The sequence below is a fragment of the Sphingopyxis sp. GW821-FHT10B01 genome, from assembly GCF_059415685.1.
In genome coordinates this window covers 445,663-462,844 of the sequence record NZ_JBWKNS010000003.1, presented here as the reverse complement: position 1 = coordinate 462,844, position 17,182 = coordinate 445,663, and the positions used below count along the sequence as shown (strand labels likewise).

General features: G+C 66.2%; 9 protein-coding genes. 3 read left to right on the top strand and 6 right to left on the bottom strand.

The window, feature by feature from the left end; translation table 11 throughout:
- Nucleotides 1-4 precede the first annotated feature (4 nt).
- The 5 genes from AC07NV_RS11060 to AC07NV_RS11040 form a co-directional block, all read right to left on the bottom strand.
- A complete protein-coding gene (locus tag AC07NV_RS11060; protein WP_495166399.1) occupies nucleotides 5-6,940 on the bottom strand; it encodes a hypothetical protein in 6,936 nt (2,311 codons plus the stop codon).
- 29 nt (nucleotides 6,941-6,969) lie between these two features.
- On the bottom strand, nucleotides 6,970-8,847 hold the full coding sequence (locus AC07NV_RS11055; RefSeq protein ID WP_495166398.1) for a ShlB/FhaC/HecB family hemolysin secretion/activation protein: 1,878 nt from the start codon (nucleotides 8,845-8,847) through the stop codon (nucleotides 6,970-6,972).
- A gap of 123 nt (nucleotides 8,848-8,970) precedes the next feature.
- A complete protein-coding gene (locus AC07NV_RS11050; protein WP_495166397.1) occupies nucleotides 8,971-9,732 on the bottom strand; it encodes a hypothetical protein in 762 nt (253 codons plus the stop codon).
- Nucleotides 9,719-11,806 (bottom strand): CHASE2 domain-containing protein, encoded by a 2,088-nt coding sequence (locus AC07NV_RS11045; protein ID WP_495166396.1) that lies wholly within the window; start codon nucleotides 11,804-11,806, stop codon nucleotides 9,719-9,721. The genes AC07NV_RS11050 and AC07NV_RS11045 overlap by 14 nt, the downstream gene beginning before the upstream one ends.
- 4 nt (nucleotides 11,807-11,810) lie before the next feature.
- Nucleotides 11,811-14,909: a CHAT domain-containing protein gene (locus AC07NV_RS11040; protein ID WP_495166395.1), complete on the bottom strand. Its 3,099-nt coding sequence runs from the start codon at nucleotides 14,907-14,909 to the stop codon at nucleotides 11,811-11,813.
- 209 nt (nucleotides 14,910-15,118) lie between these two features.
- Here AC07NV_RS11040 and AC07NV_RS11035 point away from each other — a divergent pair, with 209 nt between their 5' ends.
- Genes AC07NV_RS11035 through grxD form a run of 3 tightly spaced genes read left to right on the top strand, consistent with a single transcriptional unit; the run spans nucleotide 15,119 to nucleotide 16,066 of the window.
- Nucleotides 15,119-15,445, top strand: a complete 327-nt coding sequence (locus AC07NV_RS11035; protein WP_495166394.1) for a DUF1476 domain-containing protein — start codon at nucleotides 15,119-15,121, stop codon at nucleotides 15,443-15,445.
- A 4-nt stretch (nucleotides 15,446-15,449) separates the two neighbouring features.
- Complete coding sequence (locus AC07NV_RS11030) at nucleotides 15,450-15,683, top strand: BolA/IbaG family iron-sulfur metabolism protein (RefSeq protein WP_495166393.1); 234 nt, start codon at nucleotides 15,450-15,452, stop codon at nucleotides 15,681-15,683.
- A 50-nt stretch (nucleotides 15,684-15,733) separates the two neighbouring features.
- Complete coding sequence (gene grxD / locus AC07NV_RS11025; protein WP_495166392.1) at nucleotides 15,734-16,066, top strand: Grx4 family monothiol glutaredoxin; 333 nt, start codon at nucleotides 15,734-15,736, stop codon at nucleotides 16,064-16,066.
- 70 nt (nucleotides 16,067-16,136) lie between these two features.
- Here grxD and AC07NV_RS11020 read toward each other — a convergent pair whose 3' ends face one another.
- Nucleotides 16,137-17,135 (bottom strand): saccharopine dehydrogenase NADP-binding domain-containing protein, encoded by a 999-nt coding sequence (locus tag AC07NV_RS11020; RefSeq protein WP_495166391.1) that lies wholly within the window; start codon nucleotides 17,133-17,135, stop codon nucleotides 16,137-16,139.
- Nucleotides 17,136-17,182 lie beyond the last annotated feature (47 nt).

Here is a 17,182-nt window from a genome sequence, read left to right as displayed (position 1 = left end):
CCGCCTAGGGTTGCCCGGCTGGCGAAGTCCACAAATCGTCGTTTCCGGCACCCGTCACCGGATCGTCGAGCAAAGGCTCGCCGGTCAGCGGGTCGATGTCGCGCATCGTGATCAGCGGGACCGGCAGGCTCTGGCCCTCGGCGCCGTCCTCGCCTTCGCCTTCGGTTTCTTCCTCGATCACATCCTGAACCGGGAAGTTGCTTTCAAAACCGAGAGCGTTGCAGGCAGCCGGGTTGGCGATGAAGCAGCCGTTGAGGGTCGAGCGCGGATCGAAACTACCCGGTGCGCCATTGGACTGCGGTGCGATCGTCAGCAACGGGATCACATCGAGCCCCGTGACCTGGCCGTTCGCGCCGATCTGGACACCGTTCAGGACAATGCGCGACGGCCCCTGCGTTTGTACGCTGAGCCCGCCGGCGCCGAACGTCAGCCCGCGGCGCTGGCCGAAGTCGGTCCCGGCTCCGCTGTTCTGGACATAGAAGCCGCCGGCGACATTGGCACGGATCCCGCGCGCGAAGAGCGCGCCTTCGTCGAGGACGACCCCGTCATTTTCACGCAGGCGGGTGTTGATCGCGTCGGTCGTGGTCGCGGCGCCGACGGCGGCGATCGCGGCCTGCGTTGCAACGATGACATCGGCGGACACCATGTTGAGCTGCCCTGCCGGGGCCGTGCCGTTGACCAGCCGGACGGTGCCCTGACCGAGGATTACCTCGAGCGCATCGTCGGCGACGAGGTTGAGCGTGTTGGCGTCGGTCAGGCCGGTCAGCTGGACGTTACCGATCACGCGCATCTTGCCCGGCGTGCGGATGGTCAGCGCGCCGTTGGCGCCCAGATTGGATCCCGCGGTCCCGCCAGCCAGGGTGAAGCTGTCGACGATGACGTCGGGCGGTGCGGCCGATCCGACCGAGGTGCCGCCCACGGCCTGCACCTCGGGCGCGAAGATCGCGATTTGGGTGCCATAGAGGCGCGTCAGCTCAGCGGCGTCGAGATGATAGCCGCTGCGCGTTCCGGTGCCGCCGATGAACGTCTGATTATCATTGTTGTTGTTGGTCACCGACAATTGCTGGGTCGTTCCCGCGGTGCCGACGCGCGCCGCCGAACCGATGGTGATATCGGCCGATGCAAGCGAGATTCCCTGACCGGTGACGACACCGCTAATGCCCAGCGACGACAGCGCCGACGCACCGAGGTTGCCCGCGACGGTGACTGTGTCGAGGTTCATGAATCCGCCGGTGTTTTCCAGCGCTGCGCTGTTCGCGGTCAGGTTGACGATGCTCAACGATTCGCCGCTGGTGCGGATATCGGCGAGGCCGGCGACATTGCCGCTGACGACCGACAGATCCCCGCTTCCGCGAATGACCGCGTCGCCGACGTCGGTCGTCAGGCTGGCAAAGCTCATGTCGCCGCCGCCGTCGATGCGGATCGCGTTGGCGCTGGCGGTGATCGGCCCGCTCGAGGTGAGGGCGCCGAGCCGGATATTGCCGTTCGCGCTGTCGAGGCTGGTCGTGCCCGCGGCAAAGAGCTGGTCGGCGGCGACGCCGGTCGCGCCGGTGAGCGCGACATTGACCCCGCCAATGGTGGTCAGTCCAATCGCCGTGCCGGCGGTCAGCGTCACATCGCCGAGCGCCTGGACACCGCCACCGGTGATGCCGGCGCCGGAATCGACGACGATATTGCCCGCCGCGGTCAGCGTATCGATCGCGCCTCCGCCCGGTGCCGACAGCGCCGCGAGGCTGACATCCGCGGCATTGATCGTCGCATTGCGTCCCGCCGCGACCGGTCCGGTCAGATTGGCGAGGCCCGCCGCATCGACGACCACGTCGCTGAAGGAATTGAGGCTCGCGAGCGTCGTTGCGCCTCCTTGGGTGCGGATGCTGCTGTCGCCGCCCGTGGTGCCAAGCCCCAGCGTGGTCGCGCCGTTGAGAGCGATGCTGGTCGCGGCGTTGAGCAGGATGTCGTCGCCCGCCGACAGCGTGGTTGCATTGATCGCCCCTGCCGTCGACGCCATGACGATATCGGCGCCATTGGTGCCGGCGGTGCCTTCGCCCACGCCGATCGTGAAGGTCGGACTGCCCGACGTTGCCGTAAAGTCGAGGATATGCGTGTCGGCCCCCGCGCCGGTGGTGCGGACGTTGAGCGCGGTGATATTGCCCGGCGCGCGGACGGTGATGTCGTCGCCCGCGGTGATGTCGGTGAGGCCTGCGGTTGTGCCGGCAAGCACCAGCATGTCTTCACCCGCTGTGCCGCCGGTGATCGACGCCGCAAGCCCGGCGTTGACGCCGAACATGCGCCCCGCCGAACTATCGGTCAGGGCCGCATTGCCCGCGGCGATGACGAAGAGATTGCCCTCTGCCACATTGCCATTGCCATCGACATAGCCGCCATTGGCCTGCGCCGAAGCGGCGATATTGGCGTTCGAATTCAGGAAGATGTTGCCGCCCGCGACATAGGTGCCGGTCAGATCCGCGGCCGAGAAGATCGAGATGGTGCCGTCGACGTCGGCCTCGTTCACCGAAACCGGACCGCCGGTACCAAAGGCGAAGAAGGATGCGTCGCCGGTGACCGTGCCGGTGAGCGCGATGCTGTTGGCGAACAGGTTGATGTCCCCGCCCGCAGCGATCGATCCGCCGCTTATGCCTTCGGCGCCCGCGGCCGTGCCGCCCGCCGTCAGGCCGACCGTCAGGCCGGCGTCGATAGTGTTGAAGGCGATCGACTGGCCTTGCACCTGAACGAAGCCGCCCGCGGTCGAATCGCCAAGGTCGACCGCTCCGGTCGCGGCCAGGGCGATATTGCCGCCCGCCGAAAGCGGCCCCGATGCGGTGATCGTCCCGCCCGTCGCATTCAGATTGTCGAAGGCCGAGACATTGGCCGCGGCGATCGCTGCGTTCGGCGCCAGCAATGTGATGTTGGACAGGTCCGCGCCCGTATTCTGGATCTGCAGGAACGGGGTCGGAGATGAAGAGCCGGTTGCGTAGATCACGCTGCGGCCATCGGGGCCCGCGCCGGTCGTTTGCGCATTGGCGATCGTGATGCCGCCCACGGCCTCTATTGCGATGTCGTCGCCGGCGGTGACCCCGGACAGATTTGCAGTGGTGCCGGCGAGGACGAAGACATCTTCGCCCGCGGTGGCGCCTGTCAGCGCCGCCGCGCCGCCGCTCCTGATGCCGATCATCGTCGCGGCGCTGCTGTCCGAGAGCGTCGCGTCGCCGTCCGCATCGACGAAGACATAGCCTTCGGCTGCGAGGCCGGTAACCGGATTGATATAGCCGCCGACGGCGTCGGCCTCTGCCGTGATATTGCCGTTGGCGTTCAGATTGACGTTGCCGCCAGAGCGATAGGTGCCGGTCAGATTGCCGGCGGCAAAGATCGAGACGTCGCCGACGGCAGTGGCGAGGCCGATCGCTGCATCGCGCTGCGTCGCTGTTACGAACAGCGAATCGCCGGCGTCGACCGTTCCGCTGAGACTGACACCACCGCCGTTGAGGCTGACCGTGCTTCCCGCAGTGATGTTCACGCCTGTAATGCCGTCGGTTGCGCCCAAACCATTGGCGCGCAGCGAGACGAAGGTTCCGGCGTCGATCGTGTTGAAGACGATCGACTGTCCGTCGACGAAGACGAAGCCGCCCGCGTTCGAATTGCCAAGGTCGACCGCGCCCGGCGACGTGATGGAAATGTCGCCGCCGGTGATGATCGAATTGAGCCCGGTACGGAAGCTGCCGGCGGTCGCGGTGAAGCTGCCGGTTGCCTCGGCATGTTCGACGCTGGCTGCGCCGCTGCTGCTGATGACGATATCGGCACCGTCGAGGCGGTCGACGCCGATCGTGGCGGTCGGACCGTTGGCAGTGAGCGAAAGCGTGCCCCCGGCGCCGAGAAGGCTGCCCGGCGCGCCGCTGATGCTGGTTCCCGCGGTGATGCCGAGGTTGCCCGTAGCCCGGACCGTAGATGCTGTACCCCCGCGGCCGTCATGGCGGATGTCGACCTGATCGCCGGCCTGGATGGTCAGCGCGCCACCCGCCGCGACGGCTCCGCCCGACTGGGCATAGATGCCGACCGAACCGTCGGTGGTCAGGTCCATGTCGCCCGTCGTCGTGATCGATCCGCCCCCGACCGGCGCAAAGAAGATGCCCGAGGCCGCGGTGTCGACGTTGTTGTTCGTCAGCGCCGCGAGGCCCGTGGCAAGGACGTTCAGTGCAGTCATTGCGATCGACCCGTCGCCGCGGAAGACGACGCGGCCCGCCGTGTCGCCATTTGCAGCGATGCCGGTCAGACCGAGCTGGATCTGACCCGCCGAAGTCGGGCCATTGTTGGCCTCGAACAGGACCTTGCCGCCCGTCGTCGTCGATGTCGCACCGATCGCGCCAACGCCGCCCGAACCATCGGCGCCCAGGCCGCCATCGCCCGAAACCCCGTTCACCGCGACGGCTAGCGAATTGCCGTTCAACGCTATGGTGCCGCCATTGGCGATCAGGTTGATCGAGCCGCCGATGCCCGCCCCGCCGTCGCCGCCGTCGCCGCCGACGCCGCCAAAATAGCTCGCGCCGCTGCCGCCGTTGCCGCCGCGCCCCTGGCTGTCGAGAAACGCGATGCCCCCCGAATTGGTGGCATTGATGACAAGGGTGGCCGCGTTGCTCGCGACGGTTTCGATCGTGCCGCCGGTGCCGCTGCCACCGGTCCCGCCTGTGTATGCGGTCGGCGGGAAGGAGCCGAAGGCGATGCGGCCGCGGCCGCCGTCGCCGCCGACACCGTCGGTGAGGAAATTGCCGTCGACGATGGCCACGCGGCCGCCCGCGCCATCGGCCTGCGCGCGCGCGATTCCTCCGAAACCATTGCCGCCATTACCGCCATTGCCATCATTGGCGTCAGCGCCCGTGCCACCCTGCGCGCTCGCGTCGAGGATAACGCTGAGATTCCCGACGTCGAAGCCGGTCACGATGGCCTGCGCCGTGCCGCCAAAGCCGTCGCCGCCATTGCCGCCGACATTGTGGCTGCCGCCGTTGCCGCCAAAGCCCTGCGCCACGCTGTTGATCAGGTTGCTGGCCGCGACCGGCGCGGAAAGGCCGATTGTCGCCGTGCCGCCACGGCCTGCGCCGCCCGTGCCGCCGACGCCGATGCCGGTGGCGGTGCCGCTGCTGCTCGAGAAGAAACTGTTGCCGCCGGTGCCGCCGATACCCGATGCGTTGGCGACCATGTCGGTCGTGGTCGTTGTTCCGCCGCGGACGTTGACGGCCGCGTTGCCACCAATCCCTTCGCCGCCATTGCCCGGTGTTCCGGGTATGCCGCCGAAGCTCGAGACGTTGAAGAAGTTGCCGCCCGCGCCGCCGCTGCCGATCGCGCTGGCCTGAATGGCATTGGCGTTTACGACCGCCGATCCGTCGATATTGATTGTCGCGGTGCCACCGCGTCCGCCGCCACCGATGCCGCCAGGGATGATGTTCAACGGGTCGTTGTCGTTACCGGACGAACCCGTGCTCCCCTCGCCGTTGGCGGTCGCGGAGATATCGGCTGCGGTGATCGTACCACCCAGCAGGTTGATTGTCGCGATACCGCCACGGCCGTTGCCGCCATTGCTTCCGGATGCGAGGCCGTTGGCGTCGACAGTGAGGTCCGTTGTGGTCAAGCTGCCGCCGGTGACGTTGACCGCGGCGTTGCCGGTTGCGCCGCCCGTACCTCCCGACCGCACCGTCAGACTACCCGTAGCGCCGCCCGATTGACCGGCGCCGATGGAAAGCGTCGCGCTGGCGTCGCCGATGAAGGTGCCGTTGCCTTCGACGAAAAACTGCCCGGCGGAAGATAGCGGCGGCGGCGTGCCCGGCAATTGCTGGGTTGGCTGGGCGGCAAAGGCGCCGCTGGCGCGCGCGATCGTGTCGCTGCGGAACAGCGTGTCGCTTGCGGTGATGTTCGCGGGCGTCGCATTGACGGGCGCCGCGGCCAGCTCGCCGCCGACGATATTATAACCCGCCGACAGGCGCACGGCGCCATCGGGATCGACCTGCGCCGACAGCGCATCGTCATAGCCGATCGCGCCCGACACCAGCATCGTCACGGCGTCATTTTTGGGAATGGCGACCATATAGATGCGGCTCTGATTGCCGTTGCTGTCGAGATGTGCCGGGCCGGTGGTCGTGCCGGTGTGTGTGATCGCATTGCCGCCTTCCACGCCGCGGGTGACGGTGATGTCGAAAAGACCGCTGTTGATCCGGATGTCGGCGACTTCGGCCGCGACATAGGCTGCCGAACCGTCGACCCGGACGGCACCGGCCTGCACGACGCGCGGCGCGACCAGCGCGACATAGCTGCTGCCCGGACTGCCAACCTTGTTCGCGTTGATCGCGCCGTTGACGGTAATCGCCGAGGTGCTGCCCGCCGTCCCGTTAAAGCGGATCTCTCCCCCGGAGCCGAACAGCCCGCCGGTGGTGATGATGTCATTGCTCGTCAGAACGAGGCTGCCGACGTTGATGACGCCCGTCGCACCGATCAGGATGCCGCCGGCGTTATAGAACCAGATATTGCCGCCGCGCTGGCCCGACGTCGCGGTATTGGTACTGTTGACCGTGCCATTGAGCGCGATCTGGCGGCTCAGCGATCCGCCGCTGCCGTCGACGAAGCGGTTGAGGACGGTGTAGTCGCCGAAGCCGCTGAAATTGAGCGTGTTGCCCGCAGGTAGAAAATCGATCGCACCGCCGGTCGGCAACCCATCGGTCGGGGTCCAGTCGATGATGGTCTGCGCACCCGTCGTATCGACGTTCGTCGCGCCCGGGCCCGGGGGAGAAATTGTCGGAATGCTCAGTCCCGGGCCGGTGACGGCCTGCCCCGTGCCGGCCACCTGCGCCAGTGCCGGGCCGCCATAGGCGAGCGCAGCCATTCCGGCGGTGATCGCGCAACTCGCGAGCAGGCGCCGCTTGCCGTTGTGGATCGGCGAGAGGGGGACATTGGCACGCATGTCGGTTGTCCTTGATGCAAAGGTCATGGTCAGCGCGCCCTCACGCCGAATTGGGTGGTCAGCGACACCAGCAGCCGCGGATCGGGTTTTTCGGTCAGGAAACCGCCCCGGTTGAGCGGCACCGCCAGCGTCATGTCGAGCCGCGCGAGGTCGCCATAGGCGACGCGCAGGCCGCCCCCCGCCGAATAGAGCTTCTGCGGGTTGAAGCCATTGAATGCGTTGTCCTTGTTCCACACCCAGGCCGCATCGAAAAAGGCGAAGGGCTGAAAGGCGAAGCTTTTGATGTTGGCGGGAACGAACGAGCCGTAACGCGCTTCCAATGCCACGGCGATACCGCTGTCGCCGATCACCGTGCCCGGGTCGAAGCCGCGTCCGACGGTGAAATTGCCGCCTGAAAATTCTTCATATGCCAGCAATGGATCGCTCGCCCACTGCGCGCGCGGCGCTGCCGATAGCGTGAACAGCTTGTGCGGCCGCCATTCGGCAAGCGCATTGGCGCGAACGAGGAATGCGTCGGGTTTGCCCTCGATACGGGTCAGCGGCACCGCACCCGGCAGGAAGCAGGCCGCGCCGCGGGGACCACAATCGTCGCTGGCGCCAAGGAAATCGACGCCCTTTCGCGCCTCGAACGAGGTGGCGAGCGACCAGCGCGGTTCGCTGGGGCTATAGCCACCGCGCCCGGCGATCGACGCGGGGTCGACCCAGCTCGCGTCGGCGTGCACGTTAAAGACGCGCAACCGGTCCTTGTTGATCGGGATGCCGGTCAGGCTGATATCCTGATCGATGAAATCCAGCCCGCCGCCGATGGTGACGCGCTGCGCTTGTGTCAGCACGAGCGGATAGGCCGTGAACAGGCTGACGATCTGGGTATCCGACTTGATCGGAAGGCCGGTGATATCCGGACGCGTCCAGGCATAGGTGTAGCTGGCGCCGAAGCGTAGCCCTTCGCCGCCGACGCGGAATTCATGCGCGAGCTGAACGACCTTTTGCTCGTCGAAATCGGGGGTCGAATAGAAGCTGACCGTTGTGAGGTCGCCCATGCCGGTCAGGCCGGCAAGGCGCGCGCGGGCAATGCCGCCCCAGCGGCCAACGTCGCGCGAACCGAAATTCTGGGCGTTGAAATCGAACATCGCCGGGGTGCGGGCGACGGTTACTTCGCCGACGACTTCGCCGGGCGCGCCGCCGGGGCGCAACGTCAGGCGTGCGTCCATTCCCGGAATGTCGCGCGCGAGCAGCAAATAGCGTTCGGCCTCGACAATGTTGAACACCGGCTGGTCGTCGAGCCGCGACAGATAGCGTTGCAACAATGGTTCGTTGGCGCCGGCATCGCCGCGCACCTCGATCCGCGCCATCCGTGCCGCGAGGATGTCGAGCCGCACGACGCCGTCGCCGATCGTCTGCGGCGGTACGCGGACCGCCGCCAGATAGCCTTTCGCCCGCAGCATCGTCGCGGCGCGGTCGCGAATGTCGCAGACCACCGAGATCGGCAGTTCCTGGCCGACGCGGTCGGTCCAGCTCGGCGCGAGCATCGCGCTGTCGATGCCCTCGACGCTCGAAAACTCGACCCCGCGCAGGGTGAAGCGGACGTTGGCGAATTCAGGATTGGCGAGCGGGCAGGGCGCATGTTCGATCCCGTCGTCGACGGCGACGACCCGCTCATTCGGTTGCACAGTGGGCTGCAGCGTCGGTGGCTGGATTTCTTCACGCGTCGGGACGATCGGCGTTGCCTGCGCCAGTGCGGCCGCGGGCAAGGCGGCGGCCATCACGCCCGCCCAACAAGCCAGCGCCCTGCGGATCGCGGCGCGTTCCGGCCGTGCGATCGCCATATTCCCAAAAACCCCCGAAACGCTCATCACCACCCCTTGCGTACAGGCGCCGCCGCGATGATCGCGGTGGGCCAATTTCACTGGCTCTGCCGATACCGGCAGGCAAATTCGACCCAAGGAAAGGTTCCGCCGCGTCGTCGGCGAATTTTCTCTGATGAATATCAGATGGATCGGGCGGGTTCAATGCCGCCAGGTCCCTCAACCTTACCCTGCTTCGGCTTCCGACATCGTATCGACCAACCGGTTGAGCTGCGGCGAGCAACCCTTGGCCATCAGCATCTCGATCGATCCTTCGACCGTGTCGGGCGCATTTTCCAGCGCTGTGAAGCGCACCGTCACCGGCGCGGCAAGGCCGCCGCCCGACAGGCGGTAATCGACGCCATATTGCACGGGCAGCGTGTCGGTCGGCCATTTGCGGAAATTTGCGCCGTCGACCAGTGCGACGGTCGCCTTCTTGCCGGCACCCTGGATTTCCAGCGCGGTGTCGCCTTCCATATTCGGCCGCCACAGCATCAGCGTGGCCGGATCGACGACGCAAAAGGTGCCGGCTTCGCGATAGTCGAGCAGCCACAAATTGGGCGCCCGGGCTTCGGCCGGGGTCGGGTCGTTCGGGCCGCCGCGCGAAAATCCGCCGCGCGACCGCATCGTCGGCCCTTTGGCGAGCATGCGGGATACGTTGCCGCTGAGCGACTGGCTCGCCTGCACGGTACCGCTGGCGCCAAAGGTGCCGGGGCCGGACAGGGTGCGCGTCTTGCCTGCCTGCATCAGCACGACCTTGTCGCCCGCGACGAGGGTGATCTTGTCGGCGGACTTCAGCTTTGCACCCGTTGGATATTTGCTGGCGGACGGTCCGGTCGAGCGGACGATCATCGATTGCGCGGCGGCGGTGCCGGCGACGGCAACCGCCATGATAGCGGCGGCGGCGGTCAGGCCGAGGCGTCGCATCCGGAAGTCAGGAAAGGACATAGCTTTCTCCCATTTTCGTCTCGTTGAGACGTTCTATCAGAAACATTATGGCTGCATCCTGACCGAATTCATTCGTCAGTGCTGTGGTGCAGGTCACATAGGCATTTTTATCGCCCGCTCCGTGCGCCGCGACAAGCATCGCGATGCGCTCGCGTTGTTCGGGATCGAGGTCGGAGCGCGGGGTGAAAACATCAACCGGCTGCGCGCGTCCGCGCAGCGTCACCCGGCCCATCGGCACCAGGTCGTCGCGGCCCGATCGCGCCGCGGCCTCGGCCGAGATCAGGACGCCGGTCTTCAGGCTCTTGTTCGCCGCTTCCAGCCGCGAGGCGGTGTTCATGCTGTCGCCGAGCGCGGTATATTGGATGCGGCCTTCGCCGCCGAAATTGCCGACGATCGCGTCGCCGACGTGCAGGCCGACGCGCGTCATGCCGAGCGGCGGGACGCCTTCGGCCAGGTCGATGCGGAACTTCTCGCCCGCTTCATACATCGCGAGCGCCGCCGCCGCCGCCTGCGGCCCGTCGTCGGGGCGGCTCAGTGGCGCGCCCCAGAAGGCGACGACGGCGTCGCCGACGAATTTATCGATCGTTCCGCCATGGTCGAGCACGATGTCGGAAAGCCGGTCGAGATAGGCGTTGAGCAGGCGTGCAACGGTTTCCGGCGTCGTCGCATGGCTCAGCTTGGTGAAGCCTTCGAGGTCGGTGAATATGCAAAAGATATTGCGCCGTTCGCCATGCAGCGAAAGCTGGTCGGGGTCGCGCATGATCTGCGCCGCGACGTCGGCGGGCAGATATTTGCCCAGCGCCGATTGCGCAAAGGCGCGCTGGCGCGATCCTATAGTGCGCGCCGCCGTGCCGACGGCGGCATAACCGAACAGCCAGCCGATCGCCCAGCCGAAGGTGGGAAGCGTCGTCGTGTCGATGCCGCGGCCTTGCAGCCAGAAGGGAAAGGCGATGAAGAAGGCCATTTGCGCGAGGAACGCCAGCGCCACCCATCGTGCGCGCAGATCGATCAGGCTGGTGAGTCCGCCCGCGAGCACAATCAGGATCGCGAGCAGCCACAAGGCCGCGCCGGGGATCGGCTTCGACCAGGCGTTGTCGAGCTGTTGCGCCAGCATATGCGCGTGGACTTCCAGCCCGATCATCGTTTCATGCTGACCGGTGATCGCATCGGGAAAGCTGCTCAGGGGCGTGTCGAATTGGTCGTTGTCGATGATATCGCCGCCGATCAGGACATAACGTCCCTTGACCAGCTCCGAAAAACCCGCGCGCATGTCGGCGTCCATCGGCAGCGCAAACGCATCGATCGGGATGTTGGCAAAGACCGGCTCTTCCTGCCCTTTGGCGGCGCGTGCGGGAACGAGAAAACGGATATTGCCGCGATAACCCGCATGGGCTGGATCGACCGGGGCCAACGCGTTGGCCATCAGCGGCGGAAGCCCCTTCGGCCGATCGGGCCAGTTGCGGATCACGCCGTCGTCGTCGGTGCGGAACAACACGCTCGTCGGCCTTGTCTTGCCGGTCCGGACGTCGGCGATGTAGGATGCGAGATATTTCTGCTGCTCGTAAAAGATCGTGTTCGGGTTGCTCGCCTGTTCGGCATAGGCGAGCCAAGTCGGTGTCTTCATCGCGCGCAGCTGCGCCTTCAGCACATCATCGTCGGGGCGGGGGGAGTCGAAGGCGATATCGATCCCGATCGCCTTTGCGCCCATCTGGTCGAGGTTGCCGAGCGCATTGGCGAGCAGCGTGCGGTCGAGCGGCGAGCGGATGCCGGTGTTGAACAGGGTTTCGTCATTATAGGTGACGAGGACGATGCGTTTATCCTGTTCGACATGCGGCGCCATCAGCGTCGCGCGCGCATCGTAGAGCGCGCGTTCGGCGGCATCGACGAGCGGCATCTGCCAGCTGAATCGCGCGATCAGCATCGCAACGAGCAGAAAGACGATCGTCGCCGCCATCCGCGACGGGCCGAGCTGCATGACCAGCCGGCGCACCCGCTTGCGCAGCGGGACGGCGGCTCGCTGGCCGTCCGGCGCGGTCGTGTCCGCCGCGGGAATTATGGCTTCGGGTGCGGTCATCGATCTAGCGGGCGGCGCGGCCGGCGGCCTCCCCGGCGGGCGCGACGGCGGTGGCCGCATTGTTGCCGTGGAGCAGCGCCTGACCGCCATCGCCGATGATTGCGAAACCGGCCCAATAATAAGGATGCGACGTTTGCTTGTCGTCCATCAGCCGCGTCTGCGTTCCCCACAGGGCATCGGCGACGCTGGCGCCCGGGGCGGCGGTAAACAGTCCGCCGATCAGGCGTTTTGTCGCGTCGAAATCGTCGGGGGCGGGCCAGTGACTGGCGATCACCGAACGTCCGCCGGCACCGATGAAGCTGCGCACCAGCCCGTCGAGCGCATTGCCGCCGCCCGACAGACCCGCTTCGCGCGTTGCCGCGACCGATGCCGCCCCCGCGGTGTCGCACGCCGACAGGATGACGAGATCGGCATCGATCTTGAGGTCGAAAATTTCCTGAAAGGTCAGCAGGCCGTCCGAATCGCCGCCGCCGAACGAGGTGACGAGCGCCGGGCGCGCGGGGCAGGCGGCGCGCGGCGCGGTTACCAGGCCATGGGTGGCGAAATGGATGATGCGATAGTCGCCGAGGTCGGCGCGATTTTTCACCGCTGTGTCGGTGAAGGCGCCGCCGGTCAGCAAGGTTCCGGCCTCGCTGCCCATCGCGTTGCGCGCGGTCACCAGTTCATCGGCCGAAATCGGGCGCCCCCATTGCGACACGTCCCACAGGCAATCGCCATCGACGCTGCCGCCCACCGCGCCGCGGGTGCCGAGCGAGGGCAGCCGGCCGTTGACGGGCAGATTCTCGCCCAGCCCGAAATATTGATGGGTGGCTTTCGAGGGCGCGGCCTGCCGCGCGTTGCGGAAGCCGAGTGTCGAGACCGCCGTGCTCGGCCGCGACGTCCGGCCGAGCCATGCGATCTGGCGCATGTCGAAGGGATCGGCATCGGGATCGAGCAGCCGCTGTTCATAAGCCGCGAGGCCGGTGTCGGATGTGACAAGAAGGTTGATCGGCAGCCGCAACATGGCGCCGTCGGGCTCGAAGATCAGATGGGCGATCGTGGGCAGACGCGCCGCGACCGGGCCGAACAACTGGCCATAAAGCTTGTACGCCGTCGCGGCGTCGAACGGGTAAGTGACGCGGCGGCCGTTCTCGACGATCGAGATCGTCGAGCGGATCGCATCGACCTCGGTATCGAGGGCCGATGCGCTGATCTCCGAACGCCAGAGCTGTGCGCCACCCTGTTCGATCAGCATCGCATAGACGGAGTCGCCGACGACCAGCATCTTCAGATAGGCTTCGTCGGGGCGCAGCACTTTCTGCAATTCGGCAAGGTCGAGTTTGCCCGATGCGACGACGCGATATTGCGGGAAGGCCGACAGCGCGACGACCGTTTCCGACTGCTGGAAAGCGAGATTGTCGAGCTGGGTCTTGATGTCGGCGCGCAGCGCGCTGGTTTCGGGCGAAACCGGCAGCTGGGCAAGGCGTGCATCCTCGATCCGCGCGCGTTCGATGTCGCGGTTCAGCGTCGTGGCCTGACGGAACAGGCGCGCGCCATCGCCGCTGCCGCCCGACAATTCGCGTGCGAGCACCGCCTGCGTATCGGCGACGCCGGGGCGGACCTGAAGCTGGCTGGCGACGAAGAAATCGCCGATTGCCGCGGGGTCGGTCGCGGCGCGGCTTGCGAGAAGGCGGTAATAGGGGCCCATCATATTGGCCATGCCGGTGGTCGAACGCTGCGAACTTGCGAGCGCGGTCACGACTTCGCGATAGATGCCCATGGCCTTGTCGTCCTGCCCGTGACGGGTCAGGAAGGCGGCGTAGCGCGCCCGCGCCGATGCGAGTGCGTTGGTTTCGGGATATTCGATCGCCAGCGCATTTACCGATTCGACGAAGCGTGCGTCGGCGGCGCCAGTGTCGCCCAGCGCCTCTTCGGCGAGCGCGAGTTCGCCGAGCATCTGCGAGCGCAGGCGGATGATCGAAGTGACGCGGCCTTCGCGGACTGCAAGCGCGTCATTGAGTCCCTTGAGCTGCGCCGCCTTTGCCGCTTTGGCGTTGCCGCGCAGCCGTTCGATGGTGCCGAGCAGATGGGTCGCCTGCGCATCGATGATCTGTGCGCGTTCGAGCGGGGTCAGCCGCTCGCGATCGCTGGTCTGGCGTACGGCGCGGGCATTGTCGCCGGTGTTGATCCCGGCAACGATCTCTGGCGTCAGCGTGACCGCGCCGTCCGTCACCGTCACCCCGCTGGTCAGCGGCGGGATCAACATCTGCAACAGGCTTGCCGCACCGTCATAGTCGCGCTGGTTCAGCGCATTGATCGCGCGGAAATTGCGGCGCAGGCGAAGCTGGACGGGATCGCGCGTCGGGGTCGCGTCGACTTCGGCGAACAGCCGCGCGGCCTCGGCAAATTCGCCCAGATTGGACCGTTGCAGCGCGCGGTTCAGCGTGAATTCGGTGGGGTCGATATCCGCCGCCGCCTGCTCATCGAGCGCGCGGCGCGACAGCGCCTCGAAAAATTCGGCGGCCTCGGCATAGTCGCCGCTGTGGTTGCGCCGGTATCCTTCGGCCAGCGCCTTGTCGAGATCGATCGTCCCGGCGAGCGTGCGGGCAAAACCGTCGTTGCCGCCGACCGAGGTCGTCGCGACCTTGATCACGCCCGGGACGACCCTGTGCTGGCGTACCGATTCGAGTGCGAGGTTCAGTGCGTCGCCATAGGCCGCGAAACCCTCGACGCTATAGGCGACATTGCCGGAGGTCTCGATCCGCGTCTGCCAGGCGATGTCGCTGCCCTTCACCGTGCAGGCGCCATCGGCGGTGCAGGCGATCGTGCCGGCGCGGCCCTTCTCGATCCGGGCGAGCGCCTCGGCCGAACCGGCGCGGAGTTCGCGAACATAGCCCACCGGCTGGCTCGCATCGCGGCAGATGATCGTCCACGCGCGATCGAACATGCCCTTGATCACGCTGTCGCGGACCGTTGCCTGCACCTCGCACAGCGATCCGCCTTGATCGCCGATCGAAAAACTGTCGCGGAGCGTGGGGTCGGTGCCCTGTGCCTGCGCAGCCCCCGGCGCTGCCAGGGCAAGCGCGGCCAGAGCCGACAGAAAATGCGGACGTCGAGCCGTCATTACCAATTCCCCCAATCACAGACGTAGCGACGCCATGCCGACGCAAAGCCGGCAAGGCGGTAACTTTATTGCTGCGGTGCGACCCATTCCCTTGATCCGGACCCTAAACCCTTCGTAACAGAAAGGGAAGTGATCTGCCGCACAGGTCGCTTGCGCCGCCGGGGTGGGCGACCTATCTGCAGGGGGACATTCCATTCAGCGAGGACAAAATGAGCGGATTCGACGATCGTGAACGCGCCTTCGAGGCAGAATTTGCACGCGACCAAGAGGTGCAATTCCGGATCACCGCACGGCGTAACCGGCTGGTCGGCGAATGGGCCGCCGAACGCATGGGCCTGACCCCCGAGGAAACAGACGCCTATGCCAAGGCCGTCGTCCAGGCCGATTTCGAGGAAGCGGGCGACGAGGACGTCATCCGCAAGCTCGCGGGCGACCTGACCGCGGCGCAGGTCGAGATCAGCGACGCCGAAATTCGCGCGGCGCTGAACGACAAGGCGGTCGAGGCGCGGCGCCAGTTCATGGACAAGCAGGGCTGAAACCATGGGTATGCGCGAAGATGATTTGCGGGCGATGATCGTCGCGGCGTTTCCCGACGCCGAGGTCGCGATCACCGACCTTGCCGGCGATAACGACCATTATGCGGCGCATGTCGTCAGCGCCGCCTTCGACGGCATGACCCGCGTTGCCCAGCACAAGGCGGTCTATGCGGCGCTCGGCGGACGCATGGGCGGCGAACTTCATGCCTTGCAATTGACGACTGCCGTTCCTTCATAGGGGCATGGACTATTTTGCGGCGCGACAGCGCGCTTGCCCGGAGACATAAAATGACCGATCCCACCACCCACGACCGCATCGCCAAGCTGGTTGCCGACAATCCCGTGCTGCTGTTCATGAAGGGGACGCCGCTGTTCCCGCAGTGCGGCTTTTCCTCGCGCGCGATCGCGATGCTCGACCGCCTCGGCGTCGAATATGATACCGTTGACGTGCTGCAGGACATGGAAGTGCGCCAGGGCATCAAGGAATTTTCCGACTGGCCGACGATCCCCCAGCTTTATGTGAAGGGCGAATTTGTCGGCGGCTCGGACATCATGATGGAAATGTGGGAAGCGGGCGAGCTTCACACGCTGATGACCGGAATTCCGGCGCGCGCCGAATAACGCGCGTCCCATCGGATAACAAAAAGCCCGCCGGCGCTTTGGCGCCTGCGGGCTTTTTGCGTCGCGGGGTTCAGCGGTATTCGACCGCAATGTGGGGCGACAGGCCGGTGAGGAACGATCGGGCCTCGAACAACTCTCCCGGCGCGCGTACGCCGGGTTTTTGGCGGCCATCGAGCAGGGCGCGGCAGGCTTTGACGATGAGCGGCGCCGAGATGGCATAGATATCGACGCCGGTCGCCGTTGCGTGTCGTGTCCGCCCCTGCGTCGTGACGCACACCTCGATAGCGAATTTCTGGGCCGACCTTCCACTTTCATCGCTTGGCTGCGGCGGCGGTGTGTCGCTGTCGTGGATATCGGCGAGCGGCTTGAGGTTCATGAAGCTGGTGATCGAGGCAGCATGGATATGCCGCGATATCAGGATGATTTCGCTGAGCGCGACGCAGGTGACGGGCTGTTCGCCGAGCGGGGCGGGGAATGTCCATTGTCCGCCGGGCACGGGATCGGGGATCGGGGCAAGTGCGCCGTCCCGTACAATCACGCGCGGATAGATGTTCTTCTCGCCGGTCAGCCGTGTGCCGGCCGTCGGCTGCCAACTGTCGAGGCCGACCGCGATCTCGATCGAATCGACGTGGGTACCATCGGGTGCGAGCGCCGAAACAAGCAGGTCGGCAAGGCCGCCGTAAAAGGCCATCGCGGGTATGATCGTGATCCCGGCGTTTTTTGCCTTTTCGTCGAGCGCCTCGAACAGCTTCAAGGTCGTCGTCTGTTCGGCGGCGACGTCGAGATAGGGGATGCCGGCGCGCAGTGCGGCTTCGGCGGCGGGCAAGGCGGTATCGAAAAAGGGGCCCGCGCAGTTGATGACCGCATTCGCCCCCGCCAGCGTGCGGTCGAGTTCGTCGGGCCGCGAAAAGTCGAGGATACGGCAATCCTCTTCGCTGCCGTCGATCGCCGTGAACCGGCCCGAGCGGGTCGCGGGGATCGCGGTGATGCCTTCGCGGCGCAAGGTGTCGATGACGAACCGGCCCGTATGACCGCTGGCGCCCAGCACAACTACAGTATGAATCGTCATTTTCACCTCCGCTACCGATCGGTATCGTTTTATCGAGTGACACCGAT

What these genes read in the sequence shown, in the direction of transcription:
- AC07NV_RS11040 (WP_495166395.1), bottom strand. Translation starts at nt 14,909, where the DNA reads ATGACGGCTCGACGTCCGCATTTTCTGTCGGCTCTGGCCGCGCTTGCC.
- AC07NV_RS11030 (WP_495166393.1), top strand. Translation starts at nt 15,450, where the DNA reads ATGGGTATGCGCGAAGATGATTTGCGGGCGATGATCGTCGCGGCGTTT.
- AC07NV_RS11020 (WP_495166391.1), bottom strand. Translation starts at nt 17,135, where the DNA reads ATGACGATTCATACTGTAGTTGTGCTGGGCGCCAGCGGTCATACGGGC.
- AC07NV_RS11035 (WP_495166394.1), top strand. Translation starts at nt 15,119, where the DNA reads ATGAGCGGATTCGACGATCGTGAACGCGCCTTCGAGGCAGAATTTGCA.
- AC07NV_RS11050 (WP_495166397.1), bottom strand. Translation starts at nt 9,732, where the DNA reads ATGTCCTTTCCTGACTTCCGGATGCGACGCCTCGGCCTGACCGCCGCC.
- grxD (WP_495166392.1), top strand. Translation starts at nt 15,734, where the DNA reads ATGACCGATCCCACCACCCACGACCGCATCGCCAAGCTGGTTGCCGAC.
- AC07NV_RS11060 (WP_495166399.1), bottom strand. Translation starts at nt 6,940, where the DNA reads ATGCGTGCCAATGTCCCCCTCTCGCCGATCCACAACGGCAAGCGGCGC.
- AC07NV_RS11045 (WP_495166396.1), bottom strand. Translation starts at nt 11,806, where the DNA reads ATGACCGCACCCGAAGCCATAATTCCCGCGGCGGACACGACCGCGCCG.